Source organism: Pseudoduganella dura, from assembly GCF_009727155.1.
Taxonomy (GTDB): Bacteria; Pseudomonadota; Gammaproteobacteria; order Burkholderiales; family Burkholderiaceae_D; genus Rugamonas; species Rugamonas dura.
Genome location: NZ_WNWM01000002.1, coordinates 6,002,278 through 6,023,670 on the forward strand (window position 1 = coordinate 6,002,278; position 21,393 = coordinate 6,023,670).

Genomic DNA, 21,393 nt, shown 5'->3' on the forward strand with positions numbered 1-21,393 from the left:
TGGCGTAAATCCGGGCTGCCGCCTGGTGGCCGTTAGCCCGTACCTTGCTGAAGGGTCAGGCCCCGATCCGGAACTCGCCCACCAGCGCCACCAGCGTGGCGGCCTGCTGCTGCAGGCTTTCCGCGGCGGCGGCCGCTTCTTCCACGAGCGCGGCGTTCTGCTGCGTCACGCCGTCCATCTGCACGATGGCCTGGTTGACCTGGCCGATGCCGCCGCTCTGCTCGGCGCCGGCGGCGGCGATCTCGGCGATGATGTCGGCCACCTGGCGCACGCTGGCCACCACTTCGTCCATCGTGGCGCCGGCGCTCTTGACCAGTGCGCTGCCGCGCTCCACCTGGGCCGCCGAGTCGCCGATCAACGCCTTGATTTCCCTGGCCGCGCTGGCGCTGCGCTGCGCCAGCGTGCGCACTTCGCTGGCCACCACCGCGAAGCCGCGGCCCTGTTCGCCGGCCCGCGCCGCTTCCACGGCCGCGTTGAGCGCCAGGATATTGGTCTGGAACGCGAGGCTGTCGATCACGGCGATGATGTCCACCACCTTGCTGGACGACGCATCGATCGCCGCCATCGTGTCCACCACCTGGGCCACCACGGCGCCGCCGCGCAGCGCCACGTCCGATGCGCCGGCCGCCAGCTTGCGCGCCTGCGCCGCGTTGTCGGAATTCTGGCGCACGCTGCTGGTCAGCTGTTCCATCGACGCGGCGGTTTCCTCCAGCGCGCTGGCCTGCTGCTCGGTGCGCGCCGACAGGTCGGCGTTGCCCTGGCTGATCTCGGTGCTGGCGGTCGCCACGCTGCCGGAAGTGTCGCGCACTTTCGCCAGCACGCGCTCGATCTTGGCGGCGAAGCCGTTGAAGCCGCCGGCGATCACGGCCAGCTCGTCGCTGCCCTTGACGGCGAGGCGCGTCGACAGGTCGGCGTTGCCGCCGGCCAGTTGCGTCATCGTGCCGGCCAGCTCGCGCAGCGGCCGCGTCAGGCGCCGCAGCACGGCGACCATGGCGATGGCGGCGATCAATGCGCACAGGGCCGAGGCGGCCAGCGTGTACATCAGCTGCGAGCGCGCCGGCGCCGTGGCCACGCTTTCCGGGAACGACAGGCGCACGGCCCATGGCGCGATGTCGTCATGCAGGCGCAGCGGGTGCAGCAGGTGAATAATGCCGCCCGCACTGTATTCGTGGGGCTTGCCGGAGCGGACGGCTTCCAGCGCCGCGGCCGGCATGTCGTCGGCCTTCTTGCCGTTGCGGTCGGCGATCGGGTGGCTGGCATACAGGCCGCCGTTCGATACGAGCGCCAGTTCGGCGCCGTCGAGCGTTTGCAGGCCGGCCAGGATATCGGACAGCTTGGTCAGCATGAAGTCGCCGGTGACCACGCCGCGCACCTGGCCCTTGACGTCGACCGGAACCACCAGCGACGCGATCAGCACGTCCTTGCCATTGACGGGGTAGGCGTACGGCTCGGAGAAATAGCGCTTGCCCGTTTTCTTCGGCACGTCGTACCAGTCGTTCGCGCCCGGCGCGGTGCCGAACACGATCGGCTCGACGCGCACGCCGCCGCCGTCGCCGCGGGTGAAGTAGGGCATGTGGCGGCCGCTGGCGTCGAAGCGCGGTCCCTGGCCGGCGAACTCGGCATCCTTGCCGTCGAGCGCATTCGGCTCCATCGCGGCGGAAGCGCCGACCAGATCCACCGTACCCAGCAGCACGGCCCTGGTGAGATTGTCGACCTGGTCGCGGTTCAGCGCGGGACCGTCCGCCAGCGTGTTGCGCAGGCCGCCAGCCAGCGTGGCCACGGCGGCAAGGTTGGCGCCCAGGCGCCCCTGCACGGCACTGGCGGCTTCCGCCGCGCTGGTGCGCGCCAGGCGCATCGCCGCCTCGTGTGCCGTGTCGCTGCCGCGAATGCCGGTCACCGTGGCGGTGATCGCCAGGCTGACGATGACGAGCGTGGACGCCGCCAGGCTGATCCGCGCGTTCAGTGACAACCCGCCTCGTGCGGGGTTGATTCGTGCCAGGTTCATTGATTCTCCGAAGCCGCGCGGGCCAGTTCTATCCAATCGGCAATAGTAGCCCCGGGCCGGCGTGGATTCGACGGATCTTGAAAAGCTGGCCATGCATTTCGCTATCGAGTGCGTCGCCACTACAACACAGTGGTAAAGCGTCATTGATAGCGTGCCAACGTGTTGTCAGTGCGGCAGCGGTTTGTCGCGGATGGGCTCGGCTATAGCCGAGTCGCATGGCGCGGCGCCGCGCGCGCGCCGAGCCGGTCCGTTCCTCCCGACGGGTAATTTTCTTCAATACAGCCCGTGCGCCGGTCCGTATCGTCGTGCTTTCAACCTTGCCGGAGCACGATGCATGACCCTCTACCTGTCGATGGCCGCCTTTGCGCTGGCCTCATCCATTTCACCGGGCCCGGTCAACATCGTGGCGCTGGGTGCCGGCGCGCAGCATGGCCTGGCGGCCAGCATGCGCCATGTGACCGGCGCCACGATCGGGTTCACCGTCCTGCTGCTGCTCACGGGCCTGGGACTGTACGAGTTGATGGCCGGCCGGCCGCAACTGGTCGACGCGATCCGGTGGTGCGGCATCGCCTTCCTGTTGTACCTGGCGTGGCGGCTGGCCGCCGACGACGGCGAACTGTCGTTCGAGGCGGCCGCGCGAGGGCCGTCGCTGCTGGCCGGCGCGGCGATGCAGTGGCTGAACCCGAAGGCGTGGCTGGCCGCCGTGTCCGGCATGGGCGCGTTCGCGGCCAGCGGGGATGCCATCCTCGTCTGGCGCTTTGCCGCGATCTACTTCGTGGTCTGCTACCTGTCGATCGCTTGCTGGGCATGGGCCGGCGCGGTGCTGCGCGGGTATCTGTCGGATCCGGCACGCATGCGCCTGTTCAACCGCGCGATGGCCCTGCTGCTCGCGGCGAGCGCGGCCTGGCTGATGCTGCAATAGGAGGCCCGGCCGGCGTGGCCGCTTCGGTCCGGCTGCACCGGTCCGGCGACCGCATGCCGCAGGCGGGCCGGTTCAGGCCCGTTTCCTGTACTGCCCCGGCGTGGCCGCCACGTGCCGCTTGAAGGCGCGTTGCAGGTGCGCCTGGTCGGCGAAGCCGGCGGCCAGCGCCACGTCGGCGATGGCGTGGCCGCGCCGCAGCCGCTCGCGGCAATACTGGATACGGCAATCGACCAGGTAGGCATGGGGCGTCATGCCGTAGCGCGCCTTGAACGCGCGGATCAGGTAGGACGGCGACAGCTCCGCGGCCGCGCAGATGTCGCCGAGTGTCGGCGCGCCGGTGCGGTTGTCGCGCAGGTACTCGGCGGCGCGCGACACCCGGTGGTCGGGACGCTGCCGCACGGCGGACGCCGGCTGCAGCGTATCGTGCATGTATGCGAAGAAGTCCAGCGCGCTGCCCTGTTTTTCCAGCGCCCCGGCGGCCGGGTCCACGCACAGCGCATACAGACCTTCGAGCCGCGCGTACAGGCCGGCGGACACGCTCGCGATGGCGGAGTAGGGCTGGAACGGCGTGCCACCGCCATGTTCCGGATCGCCCTGCAGCCCGGCCAGCCAGCGGCTGTCCACATGGAACATCCGGTACGACCATGGCTCGTCGCCCAGCGGATTGCAGGCATGCACATCGCCGGGGTTCATCAGCACTACCGTACCGGCCCGCACGCGCTCGTGCGCGCGGCCATTCTGGTACACGCTTTCGCCACCGGTGACCGGGCCGATCGAAAACGTTTCGTGCGAATGTTTCACATAGCAGATGTCGCGCCCATCGTCGATGGCCCGCGCTTCGAGGAAAGGGAGCGCATCGTCGCGCCAGAATGTCGGTGTGCTCATGGAATCAGGTTGTCTACATGCCGTAACGGGCCGCCAGGATCGGCCGCGGGTCCAGCGGCGTGTCCAGGATGAACGTCGTGCGGCCATTGCGGCATTCGACGGCGATGCTGCCGGCATGCTGCTCCGCCACGCTGCGCACGAAGGGCAGGCCGATTTCCCAGCCACCTTCGCCTTTCGAGGCCGTGCGCTTGTACAGCTGGAAGATCGCTTCGAGCCGTTCCGGCGGGATCGGCGGTCCGGCATTGGTGACCGACAGCGCTACCCGGCCGCCGTACGAGCGCAGAACGACGTCGATCGGCGATCCCGGGTCGCTGTATTCGACGGCGTTGGCCAGCAGGTTGTCGATCGCCCTGCGCAGCGAGTCGCGATGCCAGTAGCCGTGCACCGGGCTGTCCGGCACCGCGATCCGGCGCGAGGCGGCAACCGAGCAGCGGATCACATCGCGCAGCAGGGCGCACAGGTCGAGCGCCTGCAATTCCGGCACGTCGTGCGCCGGCGGGCTGGCCATCGCCATGTCCAGCATCTCCGACAGCATCGCGCCGATGCGGCCGTGCTGCCGCGAGGCCAGTTCGGCCAGCTTGCGCACCGTCGCCATGTCGCCGGCCTGGGCGATGTGATCGACCGCCATCGACGCGGTGGACAGCTGCGTGCGGATGTCATGCGCCACGGCGGAGATGAACTGCTCGCGCGCGGTGGCCTTGGTCAGCACGAAGCCGGTGATCGACTCGCGGATCGCCTCGTCGATCAGCGAATTGAGCCGGGCGGTCTGGTCGGCGGAGAGGGCGGTGCCGGCGTCGTTCCATGCCTTGAACATGGCGGCACGGAACAGCTGCAGCTCGTGCGCGACCGTTTCCACGTCGTAGCGCGTCAGCCTGGCGCGCTCGCCGCCGTGCTCGGAAGCCAGCGTCGACTGGCTGTAGTCGTAGCGCGCGCCGGACGCCACGGCGCACAGGTGTTCGTAGAACACCGGGAGCGTGTCCACCAGCAGCGCTGTCGGCAATTTCTGCGCGTGGGACACGCGCGTGCGCACCGCGTTGAGCCATTCCTGGAACACCGTGTCGCGTAATGCCAGCAGGCGCTGGTGCAGGTCGGTGGACTGTATGGTCATGGCGGTCGGCAGATGATCCCGGCAAAGATGTTGGCAAATAAGGTCGCCGGATACTGTTGGCGAATGGTTATCGAACAGGGCGCGCCGCCGGTTGCGCTGGGGCGGGATCGGCCGCCAGGGCACCGGATCAGCGCGGTATGTCCATTATGCCGCTGCCGCGCCCGGAACGGGTTCCGATTTCCATTGAAATTGCACAAGGCCCGGCTGGCCGTGCACCTGGCGCCGTCCGGGACAACTGCTGTGTGAGCGGTGGGCAACATTCCAGTCTATAATCGGAGCCCAGGCGTTGCATGGCAGCGCAAGTTCTCAATCGCCTCCGGCGCACGTCCGGCCTGTCCTGCGCAAACCCCGTTATGCACGGACACGGCCGTGTGCCGAATCTTGGACATCACCATGGATCACGCAGTCACTCCGCCAGCCCCTTCGCCAGCCAATCCGCCAGCCGGGGTATCAGCCGCGTCATCGGCCGCACCATCGGCCGGTTCGCGCCGTGCCGCGCGCAAGCCGGCACGGCGGATTTCCACCGGCATTCCCGGCCTGGACGACATCCTGTGCGGCGGCCTCACGGCCGAGCGCGTGTACCTGGTCGAAGGGTCGCCGGGCTCCGGCAAGACCACGCTCGGGCTGCAGTTCCTCCTCGATGGCGTGGCCAGGGGCGAGCCGGGCCTGTATGTGACGCTGTCCGAGACGGCCGACGAACTCGATGCGGTCGCCGAGAGCCACGGCTGGTCGATCGACGCGATCGATATCTTCGAACTGGCCAGCGACGAGGTGCTCGATCCCGACGCGCAGCAATCCGTGCTGCACCCGGCCGAGGTGGAACTGGGCGAGACCACGCGGGGCGTCATGGAGCACGTGGACCGGGCCAGGCCGGTGCGGGTGGTGTTCGACAGCCTGTCCGAACTGCGCCTGCTGGCACAGAATCCGTTGCGCTACCGGCGCCAGATCCTGGCGCTGAAGCAGTTCTTCGCGGCGCGCGCCTGCACCGTGCTGCTGCTGGACGACAAGACCAACCAGGCCGACCAGCACCTGCACAGCATCGCGCACGGCGTGATCAGCCTCGAGCAGATCGCCCAGGAATTCGGCAAGGAGCGCCGCCGCGTCAACATCCTGAAATTGCGGGGGGTGAAATACCGCGGCGGCTACCACGATTACGCGCTGGAAACGGGCGGCCTGCGCATGTTCCCGCGGCTGGTATCGGCGGAACATGCCACCTTTCTCACGCCCGTGGCGCGCTCCACCGGCAACGCCGGCCTGGACGAGCTGCTGGGCGGCGGCCTGGTGGCCGGCACCAACACGCTGATCGTCGGCCCTTCCGGCGTCGGCAAGACCAGCGTCACGGTGCGCTGCATGCTCGCCGCGCTGGAGCGCGGCGAAAAGGCGGCCTTCTACCTGTTCGACGAGGGCATGGGCACCTTCTTCGCCCGCAGCCAGTCGCTGGGCATGGACCTGCATCCGTATCTCGACAGCGGCCAGCTGGCGGTGCGGCACGTCGATCCCGCCGAGCTGTCGCCGGGCGAGTTCGCGCAGATGCTGCGCGACGCGGTGGAAAGCGACGGCGTGGCCTTCATCGTCATCGACAGCCTGAATGCCTACATGCAGGCAATGCCGGGCGAGCAGTACCTCACCTTGCAGATGCACGAGCTGCTGGCTTACCTGAACCAGAAAGGCGTGACCACCGCGCTGGTGCTCGGCGAGCACGGCACGGTGGGCCAGGAGCAGCGCGATGTCGATCTCAGCTACCTGAGCGATTCGACGGTGCTGCTGCGCTTCTTCGAGGCTGGCGGCAAGCTGCGCCGCGCCATCACGGTCATCAAGAGCCGCACCGCCGACCATGCGCAGACGATCCACGAAATGCTGCTGCAGAGCCACGGCATCGAGATCGGCGCCCCGCTGCTGGGCTTCGAGGGAATCCTCACGGGTTTGCCGAGCTACCGCGGCGACACCAAGATGATGGTGTCAGCGGACAATGCCGCGCGCTGACCACCGCGAGGAACGCGTCCTGGTCCTGGCCCCCCGGGGCCGGGATGCGGACGTCATCGCCGGGGTGGTCGGGCGTCACGCGGTGCCGTGCGAAACGATGGCGAGTTTCCGCGAACTGACCGAAGCGGTCATGGCCGGCGCGGCCGCGGCCGTGGTGGCCGACGAGGCGCTGCACGGTGCGGACATGGCACCGCTGCACGCCTGGCTGGCGGCACAGGAACCGTGGTCGGACTTTCCCATCATCGTGCTGCTTTCGCGCCGCATCGGACCGGGCGCCGCGGCGTCGAAGACGCTGCTCGAGGCGCTGGGCAACGTGATCCTGCTGGAGCGGCCGCTGAGTGCGGAAGCGCTGGGCAGCACGATCGGTTCCGCGCTGCGCGCCCGGCACCGGCAATACCAGGCGCGCGCCGTGCTGGCCGACCGCCAGGCGGTATCGGACCAGCTGGCCGCGCTCAATGCCACCCTCGAATCGCGCGTGGAGGAGCGCACACGCGCGCTGGCGCAGGCGAACGACCGGCTGACCGCCGAGGTGATCGAGCGGGAGAAGGCCCAGCAGGCCATGGTGCAGGCCCAGAAGATGGAGTCGCTCGGCCGGCTCACCGGCGGCGTGGCGCACGATTTCAACAACCTGCTCAACGTGGTACAGGGCAGCATGGAACTGATCCTGGCGACGACGGCCGACGCGGCGGTGCGGCGCCGGGCCGAAACCGCCAAGGCCGCGTGCGAGCGGGGCGGCAAGCTCACGGCGCAGCTTCTGGCGTTCGCGCGCAACCAGACGCTCGACCTGCGCCCGCTGCGCGTCGAACCGCTGTTCGAGTCGGTGCTGCAGATGGCGCGGCCGTTGCTGGGCGATGCGTTCGAGATCGTCGTCGGCGTGGGACCGCACGTGGCGGGCGTGCTGGCCGACGCCAGCCAGATGGAAATGGCGCTGCTGAACCTGGCGATCAACGCGCGCGATGCGATGCCGGAGGGCGGGCGCATCGTGCTGCGCGCCTCCACGCCGCGCGTGCCGGCCGGGCTGCTGCCGGAGGGCGATTACGTGCGCATCGCCGTGTCGGACAACGGCCCCGGCATGAGCGCCGACGTGGCGGCCCGCGTGTTCGAACCGTTCTTCACCACCAAGGCCGTCGGCAAGGGCACGGGCCTGGGCCTGTCGCAGGTGTATGGCATGGCCCGCCAGTCGGGCGGGCTGGCCCGTATCGAGAGCCTGCCGGGGCAGGGCACCACGGTGGAAATCTGGCTGCCGGCCGCCCGCGCCGAGGATGTGCAGGATGCCGCAGACCCCGACGAGGAACAGCCGCTCTCCGGCCTCAAGGCGCTGATCGTCGAGGACGACGATTTCGTGCGCGCCTGCATGACCGACGCGCTCGTCACGCTGGGCTGCGAGGTGGCGCAGGCCGCCGATGGCACCACGGGGTTCGACACGCTGCTGCAGGCGCGGCCCGACCTGCTGGTGACGGATTACCTGATGCCCGGCATGACCGGCGCGGAACTGGCGGGGCGGGCGCGGGAGAGATTCCCGGGCCTGCCGGTCATCGTGGCGACCGGCTACGCGGACATGGATGCGATCCGCCACGCGGTGGGCGACGTGACGATCCTGCGCAAGCCGTTCCGGATCGCCGAGCTGGGCGCCGCGGTGCGCAAGGCGCTGCGCGCCGCGGTCGCGACCACGGCGCGCACGCCGGCTGGCACGTGACCGCCGTACCGAAGCCCGGGGCGGCCTAAGGGATCACCGCCAGCGCCTGCAGCACGGCCATCCTGCGCTGCAGGAAGTCGGTGGCGTGCCGTTCCAGCAGCGCGGCCTGCTCGCCGGGCGGCGCCGGCTGGTCGCCCTGGTGGAGGCGCACATTCTGCCGGCCGGCCAGCGCCATCACGAAAGCGACCAGCTCGCCGATGCTGCGGTGGCCCCGCATCAGGCCCAGCAGGAACAGCTGGTGGATGCGCGGCACCGGAATGCCGCCGCCCGTCACGGGGGATGCCAGGTAGCTGATGTCGCCGCCGTGTTCGGCCAGGCCGATCAGGTGCTCGTTGAGCCGGAAGCAGGCCGCCTTCGCGCCCTCGGCCGGTGCCGCGTCCTGCGCCGGCTGTACCTGCTGCGTACCGGCCAGCAGGAACACCGCCTGCAGCGTCTGGAACGCGGTCAGGCCCGCACCCGCGCAGGCGGTTTCCAGCTCGCCGATCGTGTGCGGCCGGTGATCGGCCAGCGCCTCGATCACCGGGCGGTGCTTGGCTTCGTTCAGGCCCACTTCGATCTGCCCGGCCTTGACGGTGTACACCACGTCGTCCGGCGAAATCACCAGCACCACGCGCTGCTCGCGCAGCAACCGCGCGCGTTCCAGCGTGCCGAGCCTGCGCGCGCCGCGCACCCAGTAATCGCGCCGGAACTGCTGGTTGATCATGAAATCGAACGCGAGCTGCTTCAGTGCCGGGTCGCCGACCGTCTTCAGGAATTGCGCCTGTTCGGGCGTGACGAGCACGGTGTCGATATGCTCGACATACGTGGCCGGGCAGGCAAAGTCCACCTTGGCCGGTTCGAGCCATTCGGCCAGCATCGGGAACGACATCGGATGCCAGTCGCGGTTGAAGTATTCATGCGCGAGATACGACCTGTCCGCCGCCTTCAGCAGCTCCATGCGCGCCGGCACCATCGGGTTCGCCTGAACGAAGCCGGGATTGGTGGCCAGCAGGCGGCCGGCGAAATCGAGCGACTGGCCGATCCGCTCGCCGGTACCCGCGCTGGGCACCGTCATCGATGCATAGTGGCGCGTCATCAGTTCGCGCACCGGCGCCAGCGCCGCCCAGCCGGGCTGCGTGTTGTAGCTCACGTACAGCACGCCGCCCACCTTCAGCTTGCGGCCGATGAAATCCACCAGCACGCGGCGGTTGTCGTCCGAGATCCAGCTCCACACGCCGTGCAGGCAGATGAAATCGAAGTCCGGCAGGTCGGCGCGGGCGCAGAACCGGTGGAACGATTCGTCGGTGAGGTGCGCGTTCGCGCCGGAAGCGGCGGCCAGTTCGCGGGCAAAGCCGGCCTGCGCGGGGTTGAAATCGGTGCCGTGCCATTCGCTGCCCGAGGCGGCCGCGTGCACGTTCACGCTGACACCCTGGCCGAAGCCGAGCTCGCAGGAGCAGGCGTTGTCCGGGAAGACCAGCCCCGCGTTCAGGAAGGCGAGGCGCACCCGCAGCGGGTTCAGTTCCGGGTACACCCCATAGGTGTAGCCGATATCGGACACGTAGCCTGCGGACCAGTCGGACATGCTGTTCTTTCGCTGTGGATATTGCTTCCCAGTGTAGAACAGCGGGGTGCCCGGCTGCGGCACGATTGGCCGGCTGCCTGCTCGCCGGGCGTGTTCAGGCCGGCATGTGCGCAGGCGCCGGTTTGCACGATGCAAAAATGTCCAGGTCGCGGTCGCGCACGCTGGTGTCGACCGCGAGCATTCCCAGCGTCGAGTGGAAAATGAAGTCATGGGTCAGGGCGTGCCGCGTGCGCTGGCGCAGGCAAGCCTCGTCCAGTGCAAACCGCTCGCTGAAACCATCGGACAGCCAGAGCATGAAAGGCACCTGGCGCTGTTCTTTCGGAGAAATCGCGAAGGGTGCGCCGTGCAGGTAGATGTTGTCTTCCCCGAGCGACTCGCCATGGTCCGAAAAGTACATGAACGCGGTATCGATGCCGTGCCGCGCGTCCAGGTTCTTCAGCAGGTCGATGGTCGCGCTCAGGAAAAAATCGGTGTACAGGATGGTGTTGTCGTAGGTTGCCACGATCGCTTCGCGGCTGCATGTCGACAGCGAGCCGGTGTCGCAGATCGGGCCGAATTGTCCGAAACGGCGCGGATAGCGCTTCCAGTAGGCGGGGCCGTGGCTGCCTTGCTGGTGCAGCACGATCACCATGTCGCGTTTCGAGCCGAGGATCCGCTCGCCCAGGCCTTCCAGCAGGCGGCCGTCGTGGCATCCGTCGGCATCGCAGTGTTGCGACACCGTGCCCGTGCGCGAGACGTCCTCGTAGGTCACCCTGTCGCAGACGCCCTTGCAGCCGGAATTGTTGTTGCGCCACAGGACTTCGAAGCCCGCGTATTGCAGCACATCGAGGAGACCTTCGCGCGACCTGGCTTTTTCCGCCGTGTAGTGTTCCCGTCCGAGACCCGAAAACACGCACGGTACCGAGACGGCGGTCGCGGTCCCGCACGATTCCATGTGCGGGAAGTTGATCAGCCGCTGCTGCCTGGCCAGCCTGGGATTGGTGTCGCGCCCGTAGCCGTTGAGCGAGAAATTGGCGGCACGCGCGGTTTCGCCGAGGACAATGACCGTCACCGTGCGCCTCGTGCCCGCGCCCCAGGACCGGTTCCTGCGTGCATCGACGCCGAAGGGCGAGACGACGACGGGTATGGCCCACCTGCGTTTCAGGTAGCCATTGACGGCGTGGATATAGTTGGTGGGCGCCAGCAGGAACCGCAGGTCCCTGTTTTCACGCACGACCGGCGCCAGCGCTCTGAACATGACCAGCACCAGGGCGATGGCCAGCGCCAGCGATATGCCGGCGGCGATCAGGTTGCGCGGCAGCTGGCGCCGCAACGGCGGGAAGCGAATGTCGAGGCGACCGATCAGGTACGCGGGGAGGATACCGAACACGGCGACGCTTGCGGCCAGCCTGAACGTCAGCAGTTCGCCGGCTTCGGCGACGTCGGTTTCGGCCATGTTCTGCACCATCGCCCAATCGATACCGACGCCATAGTGGTTCGTAAAGTGGCTCACGACGCTGGTCGCGACGAGCAATGCGATCGACAGCGGCTTCAGCACCGGCCTGAAATTGAACAGGTGCAGCGGGCCGGCGAACGCCAGCGACAACGCCAGCGCGGCACCGATCCGGAGCGGCGCCGCCAGCCACCCGAGGCCTTCGGTGGCCGCGAAGAAGCGGTTCCAGAACGCCATGTTGAATACGGCGACCGTGTACACCGATACCGCGATCGGCATTGTCACCGCCCTGACTCCCATCGACTGCCTTGCCTTCACCTTGATCCCCGCATGAACTTGCGTCGGTGGACCTCCACCGTATTCGCGGGCCCAGACTAGCGGGGGGATGTCGAGGAAAAGTCGTTGGAAGGAAAAGCCCGGCGCCGGCGATGGCGCCGTGCCGCTTCAGCGGCGGGCGGGTGGGAACCGCAGCTCGGCGAGGGTGCCGCTGCCGGGATTGGACGATATCGTGAGAGTCCATCCGAAGCGCTCGCAGATACGGCGCGTCAGGAACAGCCCCAGGCCCTGGCCGCCGCCCTGTTTCGTCGAATCGCGCAAGGCCTGCGTATAGCGGCGCGCGGCCGCGACCGTGTCGAAGCCGGCGCCATTGTCCTGGATGCTCAGGCAGTGGTCGGCCAGCGTGACTGTGATGGCGCCTTCGTGGCTGTTCTCCGCCGCGTTGCGCAGCAGGTTGCCGACCACGATGCGGGCGATCGCTTCGGGACATTCCACCCATAGCGGCTGCAGCTCCGCGACGACGAAGCTCGCCTGCGCGCCTTGTAGCAGGTGTTCGTGGTCATCGACGAGAACCGCGGCAAGCGAGTCCAGGCGGATTGCCTCGACCGGCGCCCTGGCCTCCGCTTCGCGCGACAGGAAGAGCAGCGCCGCCATGATCTCGGTCAGGTTCCTCGTGGTGGACTCGATCCGTTCCAGGGGACGCCGGGCACCGGGCGGCAGCTCGTACAGCTTCAGCACATCGACGGCGCCGGCGATGACCGCGATCGGGGTGCGGAATTCGTGGCTCGCCTGATCCAGCAGGCTGCGCTCGCGTTCGATGAAGCGTTCCACGCGCTCGAGGTGGCGATTGACCAGGACGGCGATATCGTGCAGCTCGCGCAGCGCGAAATCGGTTTGCAGCCGCTGGGATGGCTGCTCCGGATCGAGCCCCTCCATCCGTCGCGCCAGCGACTGGATCGGCTGGTTCATGCTGTGGTAAAGCCACAGGACGGAGCACAGGATCATCAGGCCGCTCAGTATCGCGATCAGGACGCTGACCATCGCCGTCATGTTCTGATAGTCCTCCAGCTCGGTGATGTCGACGGCCATGACGATGCGCCCGTCGCCGGCGGGCGTGACAAGGACCGCATGGCTGCGGTCGCTGTCGTAGGCGTCCATGTCGTGCTCGTCGTAATAACCGGGTTCGAGACTGGCGAAGTAGGGCGGCATATCGCCCGGCAGCGTCGTGCCGCGCAGGTTCCAGCCCCGCACCAGTCCGCTGGTGGGGAGATGGTGCCCGGCGGGACGCGAGTCGCCGTCGGCCAGGTACTGGTTGGTGCTGGACTGCAGGAGATCGCGCCAGATCGGATGGACGATCAGCTGCTGGCTCAGGTTTCCCTGGATGGTCAGTCCGGCGCCCAGTACCAGGCCGAACAGCAGGAACAGCATGGCGATCTTGCGGCGCAGGCCGGGTGTGCGCCGGCCGCTCCCGCGCGGCGCGCGCTCAGTCATTGGAGCCGGCCAGCCGATAGCCGCTGCCGGCGATCGTCCTGATCAGCTTGGACGCTGACCCGCCGTCGACCGCCTTGCGCAGCATGTGCATATGCGAGCGCAGCACGTCGTGATCCGGCACGTTGTCGTTCCAGACCAGGGCCTCGAGTTCTTCGCGCCGTACCAAGTTGGGGGACTTGCGCATCAGGTATTCGAGCAGCCGCCGCCGTACCGGCGTCATCGGGATGCTTTTGCCGGCGCGCGTCACCGCCAGCGTCTCGAGATTGAAGCACAGGTCGGCAACTTCCAGTGTCCGGGCTTCGGCGTGCGCGCCGCGCGAGCGCTGCACCAGCACCTGCAGGCGTATTTCGAGCTCCGGCAGCGCCACCGGCTTGACGACATAGTCGTCTGCGCCGGTGACGAACCCCAGCATCTTGTCTTCGAGCTGGTCCTTCGCCGTCACGAGGATGACCGGAATCCGCGATTTCTCGTGCTTGCGCAACCGTTCCAGCATCGTGATGCCGTCCATCCGGGGCATCATCCAGTCGAGAACGATCGCGTCGTAATGGTTGATGGCGAGCAGGCCGAGCGCGGACTCGCCGTCGGGCGCGGCATCCGGATCGTGGCCGCAGGCTTCCAGGTAATCGTAGAAGTTGGCAGCCAGTGCGGTGTTGTCCTCGATGATGAGAATGCTCAGTGCCTGCTTGACCATAGCGTCCGGCGCCAGCGCGCGGTTGGGTTTTTCGAAGTGGGCCAGTATCGCATCAAATCCCTGCGGGAAGTGTGCTCGACCGGCCCGGCGGCATCAGAAGCCGCGTGACACGCCGATGAATGCCGACACGGCACCATCCTTGTCCTTTTCGACCAGCGGGCTGTCCGAGATCTTTCCAGGCAGTTTCTTGTACGAGATATTGCCGATGAACGCCCAGCGTCCCGCGAAGGGGTGCATGACATCGACGCCGATGCGCGGCACGGTTGCGCTGCCGGGCTTGTAGTCGACCACGCCGCGCGCAACTTCCTCCGGCAGGGTGCCGTAGTAATAATTGGCGAGCTTTTTCGAAAGATGGGCGATACCGACATGCGGCGAGATGCGGGTTTTTCCCCATTGGTAGGGATAGGCGTACTTCACCCCGGCTTCATGGCCCTTGCTGGCGCCGGTGACATCGCCCTTGATCTCCAGTTCGAGCTCGCCCATGGCGCCGCGCCAGGTCGCCGCCAGGCCCACGTCCAGGCCGTCGTCGCGGTCTTCGAGGAGCGCCTGGTTGACGCCCCGCTCGGCAAGTTCGGCTCGGGCGAAATCGTCCCGGTCGATGCCGTCCATGCGCGCCGAGAGGAGCGCGTCGAGCGAGAATCCGCTGCCCTGCAGCAGGTGCGCGCCGCCGCTGATGCCGCGCCAGAAAAAACGCTCGCCCTGGTAGCTCACCAGCGGGAACGGGGTGATGCGCGTGTCTTCGCCTGCGTACACGCTGCTGGAAACGGCCGTGCCGATGCCCAGGCCCCAGCGCGGGCCCTGGGCCTGCTGGGATGGGCCGGTGGCGCCCGTGGGCGAACCGGACTGCTGGGCATTGGCGCCGCTGGCTACAGCCAGCAGGAAGATGAACGAAAAAGAGCAACGCTTCATTGAGTGACCTATTGTATGGAAGGTTATTGGTGACGTGGGCAGTCTGCATCCAACAAAGACAAGCACCACCCGCATGCGTACTATGGCGCGATGCATGTCGTTGGAATGTCGCCGGACCGACATGGCGGGAGCGCACACCGATCCGGAACCGGCAGCGGCAGGCGCCGCGGAACGGGGCATCAAGCCCTGGCCCGCCTGCGACGGATCAGCCACTCGGCCAGCATCAGGTTGGGCATCCAGCACAGGAACGAGATGGCCTGGTAGCCCGTGATGAAGGGCAGTTCGAATATGCCGAGGATCGCCAGGTAGACCCGTAGCGTGACGGCGGCGAGGGTCAGCGCGAACGAGCGGACCATCCATGCCCGGTGTTCGCCGATGTCGCCGTGCACTGCGCGGTACCATGCCAGCCCCGTGGAGCCGAGCCAGGCAAGCGCCAGGCTTCCGAATCCCATCACCGTCGGGATGCCTGTCGAAGCCCCCGCTGCCAGTACGAGGCCCGAGACGCCCCCGGCCATGCAGCCCAGGACATAGACCCTGCCCATCCAGCGGTGCAGGGCGGCACGGCGCGCGCGCAGCTTCCTTGAAAACTGGGTGGGCCCCAGCAGCAGCGCGGTGGCGGCCGATCCGGCATGCACCACCAGCCATGGGCTGACAAAGCGGTTCGCCCCGATTTGCTCCGGTATTTCCGGAGCCGCGCCGAGATACCTGTACGAGACCAGGGCAACCGCCACGGACAGCAGGGTCGTGAGGGCGAACAGCCAGGCGGGTACCAGGCTGGTTCGGTGGGTTGTCGCTGGCGGTCTTGCAATATGCGTCATGAAGATTCCCTTCGTTGTTGGCTGTTGGTTGCGTTCAGGGGAGCGCCGCGCCAGTCAAGGGCCGCGGCACGTCTCACGCAGGCGCACTGTAGGCCGGTGCTGTCGTCGGAATGTTGCCGGGGGTGGTGCCCCTGCGAAAAGCCTCCCCCTGGAAGACAAGCCGGTTATTCGATGCGGAACTGCCGATACGCATCGGCGAGGCCCGGCGATCAGTTCGGACTGTCCGGCGCAAGACGGGTCAGTGCCATGCGCGACCTGCCATGGCACCATCTTTTCACGGGGGACAGGCGGCGTTGCCGCCCGCTCCCGGTCTTTCCCCAACGCGCACGAGCGCCACATCCACGAGGAGTCCTACATGCCCAAGACCGGTCTTTCCGCACTGCTTCGCCCCGAAGACAGCATCGTCGTGCTCATCGACCACCAGCCCTACCAGTTCGCGAACCTGCACAGCCACGAACCCACCATGATCGTCAATAACGTGGTCGGGCTGGCCAAGGCCGCGAAGGTGTTTGGCGTCCCGACCATTCTTACCACGGTGATCGAAGACCGTGGCGGCAACCTGATCAAGGGGCTGCAGGACGTGTTCCCCGACCAGAAGCCGATCGACCGTACCTTCATCAACACCTGGCAAGACCCGAATGTGACCGACCTCGTGAAAAGGAGCGGCCGCAAACAGCTCATCCTGGCGGCGCTGTGGACCGAGATCTGCCTGGCCATGCCCGCGATCCAGGCGCTGGACGAAGGCTACGACGTGTTCATCGTGACCGATGCGTCGGGCGGCGTTTCGGCCGAAGCGCACGACATGGCGGTGCGCCGGCTGGTGCAGGCCGGCGCGGTGCCGATCACCTGGATGGCAGTGATCTCCGAATGGCAGCGCGACTGGGCGCGCGTGGAGTCGGCAGCCGAGCTTTCGGGCGTCGTCCTGGAACACGGCGGCGCGAGTGGCGTCGCGCTGGCCTGGGAGCTGCAGCTGCTGCAATCGGCGGCCCGGGCCTAGCCCCTGTGCCGGACGCAGCATGCTTGCCCCGCGCCCGCCTAGCCGAGGCGATCCCTGCGCCAGGCCGACGGGGTCGCGCCCGTCAGCTTGCGAAAGGTCCTGCCGAAATGGACGGCGTCCGCGAAGCCGGTCGCTTCGGCCACGTCCTCGAGGGAACCGCGGGTGCCGAGCAACAGCGCCTTGGCGCGCTCGATGCGCGCCTGCAGCTGCCATTTGTAGGGCGCCAGGCCGGTCGACGCCTTGAATGCCCGGTGATAGTGGGATTGGGACAGGCCGGCCAGGTTCGCCAGCGTCGCCAGGTCCACCCTGGAGGGCAGGCTTGCTTCCAGGAAGTCCAGCGCGTCGCTCAACTGCAACGGCGACAGCCTGGCCGGGCCCCTGACTGGGGTTCGGTTGCCGCGAAACAGCCGGATCGCGATCGAGGTCACGAGCGCGTCGCCGTACAACTGCGTGGACGGATCCGGATCGCTCACCGCCTCCGCAAGCAAGCCGATGAGTGCGCAGATCCCCTCGTCGGTGAACCGCAGCCGGGGCGTGTTCGCAAGGTCGTGCTGTACCCCGATCGCGCAGCGCTCGCCGAGCGCACCGATATCGAAGCACAGGTTGACGTCGCGCGCGTAGCGAACGTCGTCGCTGTATCCCCACAGTTCCATCCCCGCGGGTGTGAAGTGCATCTGGCGCGGCCGGTAGTCGATCGGGCAGGGCGCATCGCCGCGCAGCCGCGGCTCGCAGCGGCCTTCGCCCACTTCGTCCAGGAGCATGCCCAGCCGCGACTGGTCATCGTGCGCCAGCTGGTGCAGCACCCGGCCGGTACCGAAAAACTCGGTGATCACGACGGCGACCCCATTCCAGGTGCGGTCGATGCTCGTCACATTGAACAGGTTCTCCGGAAGTGCAATCTGGTTTGCCATGGGAAGGACCGGGAAGTGGGTTGATAACGATTGTAGGTGCGCTGTTGCCGGGAAGGCAATAAGGCATTCGAAAGGGCCGGGCCGCCCGAACGGCGGCGTTCGGCCAGGCAAACACGTTTCGACGCGTTCATGCCCGAGGCTGTCGAGCATCCGCATGCGCCGGCGGAACGACGGCGATGGCGATTTTTCCACGTAGCCCGCTGTCACGACTTTCGAGTCGCGCATGTGCAAGAGGAATGTCGGCCAACGAATACGTCGCGCCGACATGGGGGCGAAGCTGGCCGCGTTCGACCAGCGCGCCGAGTTCATCGAGCTTGCCGCGATTCTGTCGTGTGAACACGAAGTGATAACTCGCGTTCTTGCCCCAGGCTTGCACGAGGTTCTGTGGCTGCGCCGTGTCGACGATCGTGACGACCCGGCCCAGCTGGGCAAGCACGTCGGGCGCACGGGAAAGGGTGTCGCCACCGATGGTGTCGAAGATGACGTCGACGCCTTCGCCTGCTGTCTCACGCATGACGACTTCGACATGGTCTTCGTTCCGGTAGTCGATGACGACATCGGCGCCGAGGCCGCGCACGAATTCGAACTGCTCCGAACGGGCAGTCGTGAATACCCTCGCGCCGATGGCCTTCGCAACCTGGATCGCCACGTGGCCCACGCCACCCGCGCCGCCGTGTATGAGAATGCTTTCTCCTGCGCGAAGTTGCGCCCGCACGGCGAGCGCTTCCCATGCCGTTCCTCCAACCAGGGTCAGGCTCGCGGCTTCGAGATGGCTCAGCGAAGCGGGCTTCTTCCCGACGATGCTTTCGTCGGCGACGTGGTACTCGGCATAGCTTCCCGGACCATCGAAAATCCGGGGCGTGTACCAGACCTCGTCGCCCGGGACGAAGGCCGTCACGCCCGCGCCGACTTCCTCGACCACACCGGAAACATCGTGTCCGGTAATGGCGGGGAGGGGCACATGGTCCCGGTAATCCCCGCGGCGTACCTGGTAGTCCAGGGGGTTGATGGACGTGGCATGCACCCGGACGAGAACCTGTCCTGCGCCAGGTGCCGGCCTGGGCACGTCGCGAAGCTCGAATGCGTCCGGACCGCCGAAACTGTTGAGTGTGATCGCTTTCATTCCATCCTCATTTCGTTAAAAAGGTATATCGAGAATTCTCGATATTATGGGGCAAAAAAAATTTACAAGTCTTTGCCGATGAGTTCGGCCAACGCACCGAGCGCTTCCTCGTTCCGCTTGTAGTAGGTCCACTGGCCGATGCGTTGTACTTCGACCAGGCCAGCTCTCTGCAAGGTTGCAAGATAGCCGGAGACTGTCGACTGCGACAATCCGACACCCTCCTGGATACTGCTGACGCAGACGCCCACCGTGTGCACATCCCCTTCGTCCTGTGGGGGAAAATTGTTCACCGGATCCTTCAACCGTTTCAGGATGTCGAGACGGGTACGGTTCGAGAGCGCCTTGAATACTTCGAGTAAGTCCATCAGTCAATTATATCGAGATTTCGCGATATGTCAAGCTGACGTCCGACCGGGCAATACCGATATATGAACGTTCCACGTATTTCGACAAGGTGACATTTGGCGAGTTTTGCCATGCGAGTCGTCCTGTAAAGTGCGGGTTTCACGTTATTGGAAGGCGCTTGCGGATGATGAAAGCCGATGAGCTCGAACGCTTCGGGGCATGCCTGCGTACACGGCTGTCGGATCAGGCCGGGCGGCTGTTCGACTTCAGGCTGGAACTCATGGAGCGGGAAATCGCCGAGGGCTGGCGGTGCATGTATGCCCAGGCAGTCCTGTTCAGGAAACTGCTGCCGGAGCCGCTGATCAACGAACAGGGCCGGGCGTATGAACTGGAGCAGCTGCGGCAGGAGATCTGGCGCCCGTTCGGGCAATGGGAGTCGGGCTACCGCTCCGCACTGCTGTGCGACTGGTACGAGCACCCTGAACGCCGTGCCGGCTACCGCAATTACCTGGACGTGGGATCGTTCGACAGCCCTTCGGGCGATCCACCCGATCCGCTCGACCGTACGGCGTACGATGTGCTGACCCGGCGGATCGAGGCAGACAATGCGCACTGGTGGTATGAAACCATGACCAATGCCCGTGACTGGTTCGTGGACGAGTCGTTCCGCTGCACGCTGACGCCGCTGTTCCTCGGCCTGCCGGTCGAGGACGCGCCGCCGGACCCGGCGCTGCGTGGCGAACACCCCGGGCGGTACTGGCGGGCCGTGCACCGCAGCAGGTATCGGCTGGTGTTCGACGCCGCCGATTATCCGGCGTTCACGAAGCCGGACTGGAACCTGCGGCTGATGGCGGCGATGGCGCCGGATTTTCCGTACGACCCTGCACTGAGCAAGCCGTCGCGCCTGGCGTTCGTCCAGGAAGGCGATGGCCCGCTGGCGTGGGCGCTGTTGATCGACAAGACGGACCGCTCGCCGGATTACCGCTATCCGCCGCAGCTGATCCTCGTCGACCGTGCGCGAAAGAACAAGTTAAAGGATGAACACATCCTGTTCGCCAATCCCGTCAAGCCGCGTTTTTTCACGCATGGAAAAGGGCCGCGCAGCCTGGAAACGGAGTTGCTGTTCCACTTGCCGCGCAGCCGCCGGCTGATCGAATTCTTCGAACCGTTCGTGACGGAGGCCCTGGCTGCCGCCCAGAATCCGGAAGACCAGTTTGCCCGATGAAGATATCCACACTGTTGCGTGCCGCCATCCCAGCGGCAGCGCTGTTCGCGCCGCTCGTTTGCGCCGCGCAGGAATACCGGTCCTGGAACGTGCAGTGCGATAACGTCAACCGCTGCGAAGCGGTCGGCTACGGACCGGATCGCGAGACGGCGCGGCAGATTGCCGTTCAACTGGTGCGCGAGGCTGGGCCCGATACGGCAGTCATGGTAAAAGTCATCCTGACCGGGGACGGGCCGCGCGAGCCGGACGCCGTCACCATCACGGTGGGCCGTCACCGGCCAATCCCGGTCCGCGCCAACCGGCCGATGCCGCGCGAGGCCGCGCGCGAACTGCTGGACATGATGATCGACGGCAGGACGGGCCGAGCCAGCGACGGCGCACAGCAATTGACCCTGCCGCTCGATGGCATGAAGGCAGCGCTGTTGCGGATGGATGCGGTGCAGGGAAGGATCGGCACCCCGGGGGCGCTGGTACGGCGCGGCCGGCGGCCGGAAGCTTCCGTGCCGCCGGCGCCGGCCATGCCGGTCCTGCATGCCGCGCCACGTGCGCAGCGCGTTGAAGATATCGAACTCATCAAGGCCGTGTCCGCGGAAGCCGGCCTGGATGCGGCGGAGGGGATCGACAAGCATAGCCTGTACCGCTTTGCGGATGACCGGCTGTTATTGTTGTTTGAATCGGCGCGTGGCTCATACAGGAGTTTTTTCGAAGCCTGGCTGGCCAACGGGCGACCTCCTTACCAGCCCCGGCGTCTCAGCCTGCCAAACATCGGTCCGGAAGAAGGTTTCCTGGAGAGCGCCAGTTTCAATGGCCAGGTGCTGGAGTCTTACTACCGGGGGACCTACAGCGATTGTCTCGAGACCATCGAATGGCTGTGGACCGGGAACAAGTTCGAACTGCTGACAATGTACCGGGCCGATAGCTGCCGCGGCATGACGGGTCTGATTGAACACCGCAAGTGGGTGGCGCGGAAAGCTCCCGCAAATTAAGTGCTGCGGCATTTCATACGGCTCCGCAT

General features: G+C 66.8%; 18 protein-coding genes. 6 read left to right on the forward strand and 12 right to left on the reverse strand.

Features of this window, described 5'->3' with window-relative positions:
• Nucleotides 1–55: 55 nt before the first annotated feature.
• Nucleotides 56–2,005: a methyl-accepting chemotaxis protein gene (locus GJV26_RS26145; RefSeq protein WP_155711542.1), complete on the reverse strand. Its 1,950-nt coding sequence runs from the start codon at nucleotides 2,003–2,005 to the stop codon at nucleotides 56–58.
• Between the two features lie 334 nt (nucleotides 2,006–2,339).
• On the opposite strand from GJV26_RS26145, the gene GJV26_RS26150 reads away from it, so the two are divergent.
• Nucleotides 2,340–2,927: a LysE family translocator gene (locus GJV26_RS26150; protein ID WP_155711543.1), complete on the forward strand. Its 588-nt coding sequence runs from the start codon at nucleotides 2,340–2,342 to the stop codon at nucleotides 2,925–2,927.
• Nucleotides 2,928–2,999: 72 nt separating this feature from the next.
• Here GJV26_RS26150 and GJV26_RS26155 read toward each other — a convergent pair whose 3' ends face one another.
• Both GJV26_RS26155 and GJV26_RS26160 read right to left on the reverse strand, forming a co-directional pair.
• On the reverse strand, nucleotides 3,000–3,812 hold the full coding sequence (locus tag GJV26_RS26155; RefSeq protein ID WP_155711544.1) for an AraC family transcriptional regulator: 813 nt from the start codon (nucleotides 3,810–3,812) through the stop codon (nucleotides 3,000–3,002).
• A 13-nt stretch (nucleotides 3,813–3,825) separates the two neighbouring features.
• Nucleotides 3,826–4,920 (reverse strand): sensor histidine kinase, encoded by a 1,095-nt coding sequence (locus GJV26_RS26160; protein WP_155711545.1) that lies wholly within the window; start codon nucleotides 4,918–4,920, stop codon nucleotides 3,826–3,828.
• Between the two features lie 393 nt (nucleotides 4,921–5,313).
• On the opposite strand from GJV26_RS26160, the gene GJV26_RS26165 reads away from it, so the two are divergent.
• The gene (locus GJV26_RS26165; protein ID WP_155711546.1) at nucleotides 5,314–6,903 is read left to right on the forward strand and encodes an ATPase domain-containing protein; all 1,590 of its coding nucleotides are present in this window, start codon (nucleotides 5,314–5,316) and stop codon (nucleotides 6,901–6,903) included.
• Entirely contained in the window at nucleotides 6,890–8,599 is a 1,710-nt protein-coding gene (locus tag GJV26_RS26170; protein ID WP_155711547.1) for an ATP-binding protein, read from the forward strand. Before GJV26_RS26165 ends, GJV26_RS26170 begins: the two co-directional genes overlap by 14 nt.
• Nucleotides 8,600–8,624: 25 nt before the next feature.
• On the opposite strand, the gene GJV26_RS26175 is transcribed toward GJV26_RS26170, so the two are convergent.
• The 6 genes from GJV26_RS26175 to GJV26_RS26200 all read right to left on the reverse strand — a co-directional run bounded on the left by GJV26_RS26175 (nucleotide 8,625) and on the right by GJV26_RS26200 (nucleotide 15,777).
• The gene (locus tag GJV26_RS26175; protein WP_155711548.1) at nucleotides 8,625–10,160 is read right to left on the reverse strand and encodes a class I SAM-dependent methyltransferase; all 1,536 of its coding nucleotides are present in this window, start codon (nucleotides 10,158–10,160) and stop codon (nucleotides 8,625–8,627) included.
• Between the two features lie 94 nt (nucleotides 10,161–10,254).
• Entirely contained in the window at nucleotides 10,255–11,871 is a 1,617-nt protein-coding gene (locus GJV26_RS26180) for a phosphoethanolamine transferase (RefSeq protein WP_155712738.1), read from the reverse strand.
• 165 nt (nucleotides 11,872–12,036) lie between these two features.
• The gene (locus GJV26_RS26185) at nucleotides 12,037–13,359 is read right to left on the reverse strand and encodes a sensor histidine kinase (protein WP_155711549.1); all 1,323 of its coding nucleotides are present in this window, start codon (nucleotides 13,357–13,359) and stop codon (nucleotides 12,037–12,039) included.
• A complete protein-coding gene (locus GJV26_RS26190) occupies nucleotides 13,352–14,050 on the reverse strand; it encodes a response regulator transcription factor (protein ID WP_155711550.1) in 699 nt (232 codons plus the stop codon). The genes GJV26_RS26185 and GJV26_RS26190 overlap by 8 nt, the downstream gene beginning before the upstream one ends.
• Before the next feature lie 93 nt (nucleotides 14,051–14,143).
• Nucleotides 14,144–14,959, reverse strand: a complete 816-nt coding sequence (locus GJV26_RS26195) for a MipA/OmpV family protein (protein WP_155711551.1) — start codon at nucleotides 14,957–14,959, stop codon at nucleotides 14,144–14,146.
• A 179-nt stretch (nucleotides 14,960–15,138) separates the two neighbouring features.
• Nucleotides 15,139–15,777 (reverse strand): DUF2306 domain-containing protein, encoded by a 639-nt coding sequence (locus tag GJV26_RS26200; RefSeq protein ID WP_155711552.1) that lies wholly within the window; start codon nucleotides 15,775–15,777, stop codon nucleotides 15,139–15,141.
• A gap of 355 nt (nucleotides 15,778–16,132) precedes the next feature.
• Between GJV26_RS26200 and GJV26_RS26205 the strand changes: the two genes are divergently transcribed.
• On the forward strand, nucleotides 16,133–16,774 hold the full coding sequence (locus tag GJV26_RS26205; protein WP_155711553.1) for a hydrolase: 642 nt from the start codon (nucleotides 16,133–16,135) through the stop codon (nucleotides 16,772–16,774).
• A 38-nt stretch (nucleotides 16,775–16,812) separates the two neighbouring features.
• Here GJV26_RS26205 and GJV26_RS26210 read toward each other — a convergent pair whose 3' ends face one another.
• The 3 genes from GJV26_RS26210 to GJV26_RS26220 form a co-directional block, all read right to left on the reverse strand.
• Complete coding sequence (locus GJV26_RS26210) at nucleotides 16,813–17,685, reverse strand: AraC family transcriptional regulator (RefSeq protein WP_155711554.1); 873 nt, start codon at nucleotides 17,683–17,685, stop codon at nucleotides 16,813–16,815.
• A 127-nt stretch (nucleotides 17,686–17,812) separates the two neighbouring features.
• Entirely contained in the window at nucleotides 17,813–18,808 is a 996-nt protein-coding gene (locus tag GJV26_RS26215) for a zinc-dependent alcohol dehydrogenase family protein (protein ID WP_155711555.1), read from the reverse strand.
• 62 nt (nucleotides 18,809–18,870) lie between these two features.
• Nucleotides 18,871–19,173: an ArsR/SmtB family transcription factor gene (locus GJV26_RS26220; RefSeq protein WP_155711556.1), complete on the reverse strand. Its 303-nt coding sequence runs from the start codon at nucleotides 19,171–19,173 to the stop codon at nucleotides 18,871–18,873.
• Between the two features lie 164 nt (nucleotides 19,174–19,337).
• On the opposite strand from GJV26_RS26220, the gene GJV26_RS26225 reads away from it, so the two are divergent.
• On the forward strand, nucleotides 19,338–20,378 hold the full coding sequence (locus GJV26_RS26225) for a hypothetical protein (protein ID WP_155711557.1): 1,041 nt from the start codon (nucleotides 19,338–19,340) through the stop codon (nucleotides 20,376–20,378).
• A complete protein-coding gene (locus GJV26_RS26230; protein WP_155711558.1) occupies nucleotides 20,375–21,364 on the forward strand; it encodes a DUF1176 domain-containing protein in 990 nt (329 codons plus the stop codon). Before GJV26_RS26225 ends, GJV26_RS26230 begins: the two co-directional genes overlap by 4 nt.
• The last annotated feature ends 29 nt before the right edge of the window (nucleotides 21,365–21,393 follow it).

Bases quoted from the DNA above. Each gene is read 5' to 3' on its own strand.
- GJV26_RS26145 (WP_155711542.1), bottom strand. From the start codon at position 2,005: ATGAACCTGGCACGAATCAACCCCGCACGAGGCGGGTTGTCACTGAAC.
- GJV26_RS26150 (WP_155711543.1), top strand. From the start codon at position 2,340: ATGACCCTCTACCTGTCGATGGCCGCCTTTGCGCTGGCCTCATCCATT.
- GJV26_RS26155 (WP_155711544.1), bottom strand. From the start codon at position 3,812: ATGAGCACACCGACATTCTGGCGCGACGATGCGCTCCCTTTCCTCGAA.
- GJV26_RS26160 (WP_155711545.1), bottom strand. From the start codon at position 4,920: ATGACCATACAGTCCACCGACCTGCACCAGCGCCTGCTGGCATTACGC.
- GJV26_RS26165 (WP_155711546.1), top strand. From the start codon at position 5,314: ATGGATCACGCAGTCACTCCGCCAGCCCCTTCGCCAGCCAATCCGCCA.
- GJV26_RS26170 (WP_155711547.1), top strand. From the start codon at position 6,890: ATGCCGCGCGCTGACCACCGCGAGGAACGCGTCCTGGTCCTGGCCCCC.
- GJV26_RS26175 (WP_155711548.1), bottom strand. From the start codon at position 10,160: ATGTCCGACTGGTCCGCAGGCTACGTGTCCGATATCGGCTACACCTAT.
- GJV26_RS26180 (WP_155712738.1), bottom strand. From the start codon at position 11,871: ATGCCGATCGCGGTATCGGTGTACACGGTCGCCGTATTCAACATGGCG.
- GJV26_RS26185 (WP_155711549.1), bottom strand. From the start codon at position 13,359: ATGACTGAGCGCGCGCCGCGCGGGAGCGGCCGGCGCACACCCGGCCTG.
- GJV26_RS26190 (WP_155711550.1), bottom strand. From the start codon at position 14,050: ATGGTCAAGCAGGCACTGAGCATTCTCATCATCGAGGACAACACCGCA.
- GJV26_RS26195 (WP_155711551.1), bottom strand. From the start codon at position 14,959: ATGAAGCGTTGCTCTTTTTCGTTCATCTTCCTGCTGGCTGTAGCCAGC.
- GJV26_RS26200 (WP_155711552.1), bottom strand. From the start codon at position 15,777: ATGACGCATATTGCAAGACCGCCAGCGACAACCCACCGAACCAGCCTG.
- GJV26_RS26205 (WP_155711553.1), top strand. From the start codon at position 16,133: ATGCCCAAGACCGGTCTTTCCGCACTGCTTCGCCCCGAAGACAGCATC.
- GJV26_RS26210 (WP_155711554.1), bottom strand. From the start codon at position 17,685: ATGGCAAACCAGATTGCACTTCCGGAGAACCTGTTCAATGTGACGAGC.
- GJV26_RS26215 (WP_155711555.1), bottom strand. From the start codon at position 18,808: ATGAAAGCGATCACACTCAACAGTTTCGGCGGTCCGGACGCATTCGAG.
- GJV26_RS26220 (WP_155711556.1), bottom strand. From the start codon at position 19,173: ATGGACTTACTCGAAGTATTCAAGGCGCTCTCGAACCGTACCCGTCTC.
- GJV26_RS26225 (WP_155711557.1), top strand. From the start codon at position 19,338: ATGATGAAAGCCGATGAGCTCGAACGCTTCGGGGCATGCCTGCGTACA.
- GJV26_RS26230 (WP_155711558.1), top strand. From the start codon at position 20,375: ATGAAGATATCCACACTGTTGCGTGCCGCCATCCCAGCGGCAGCGCTG.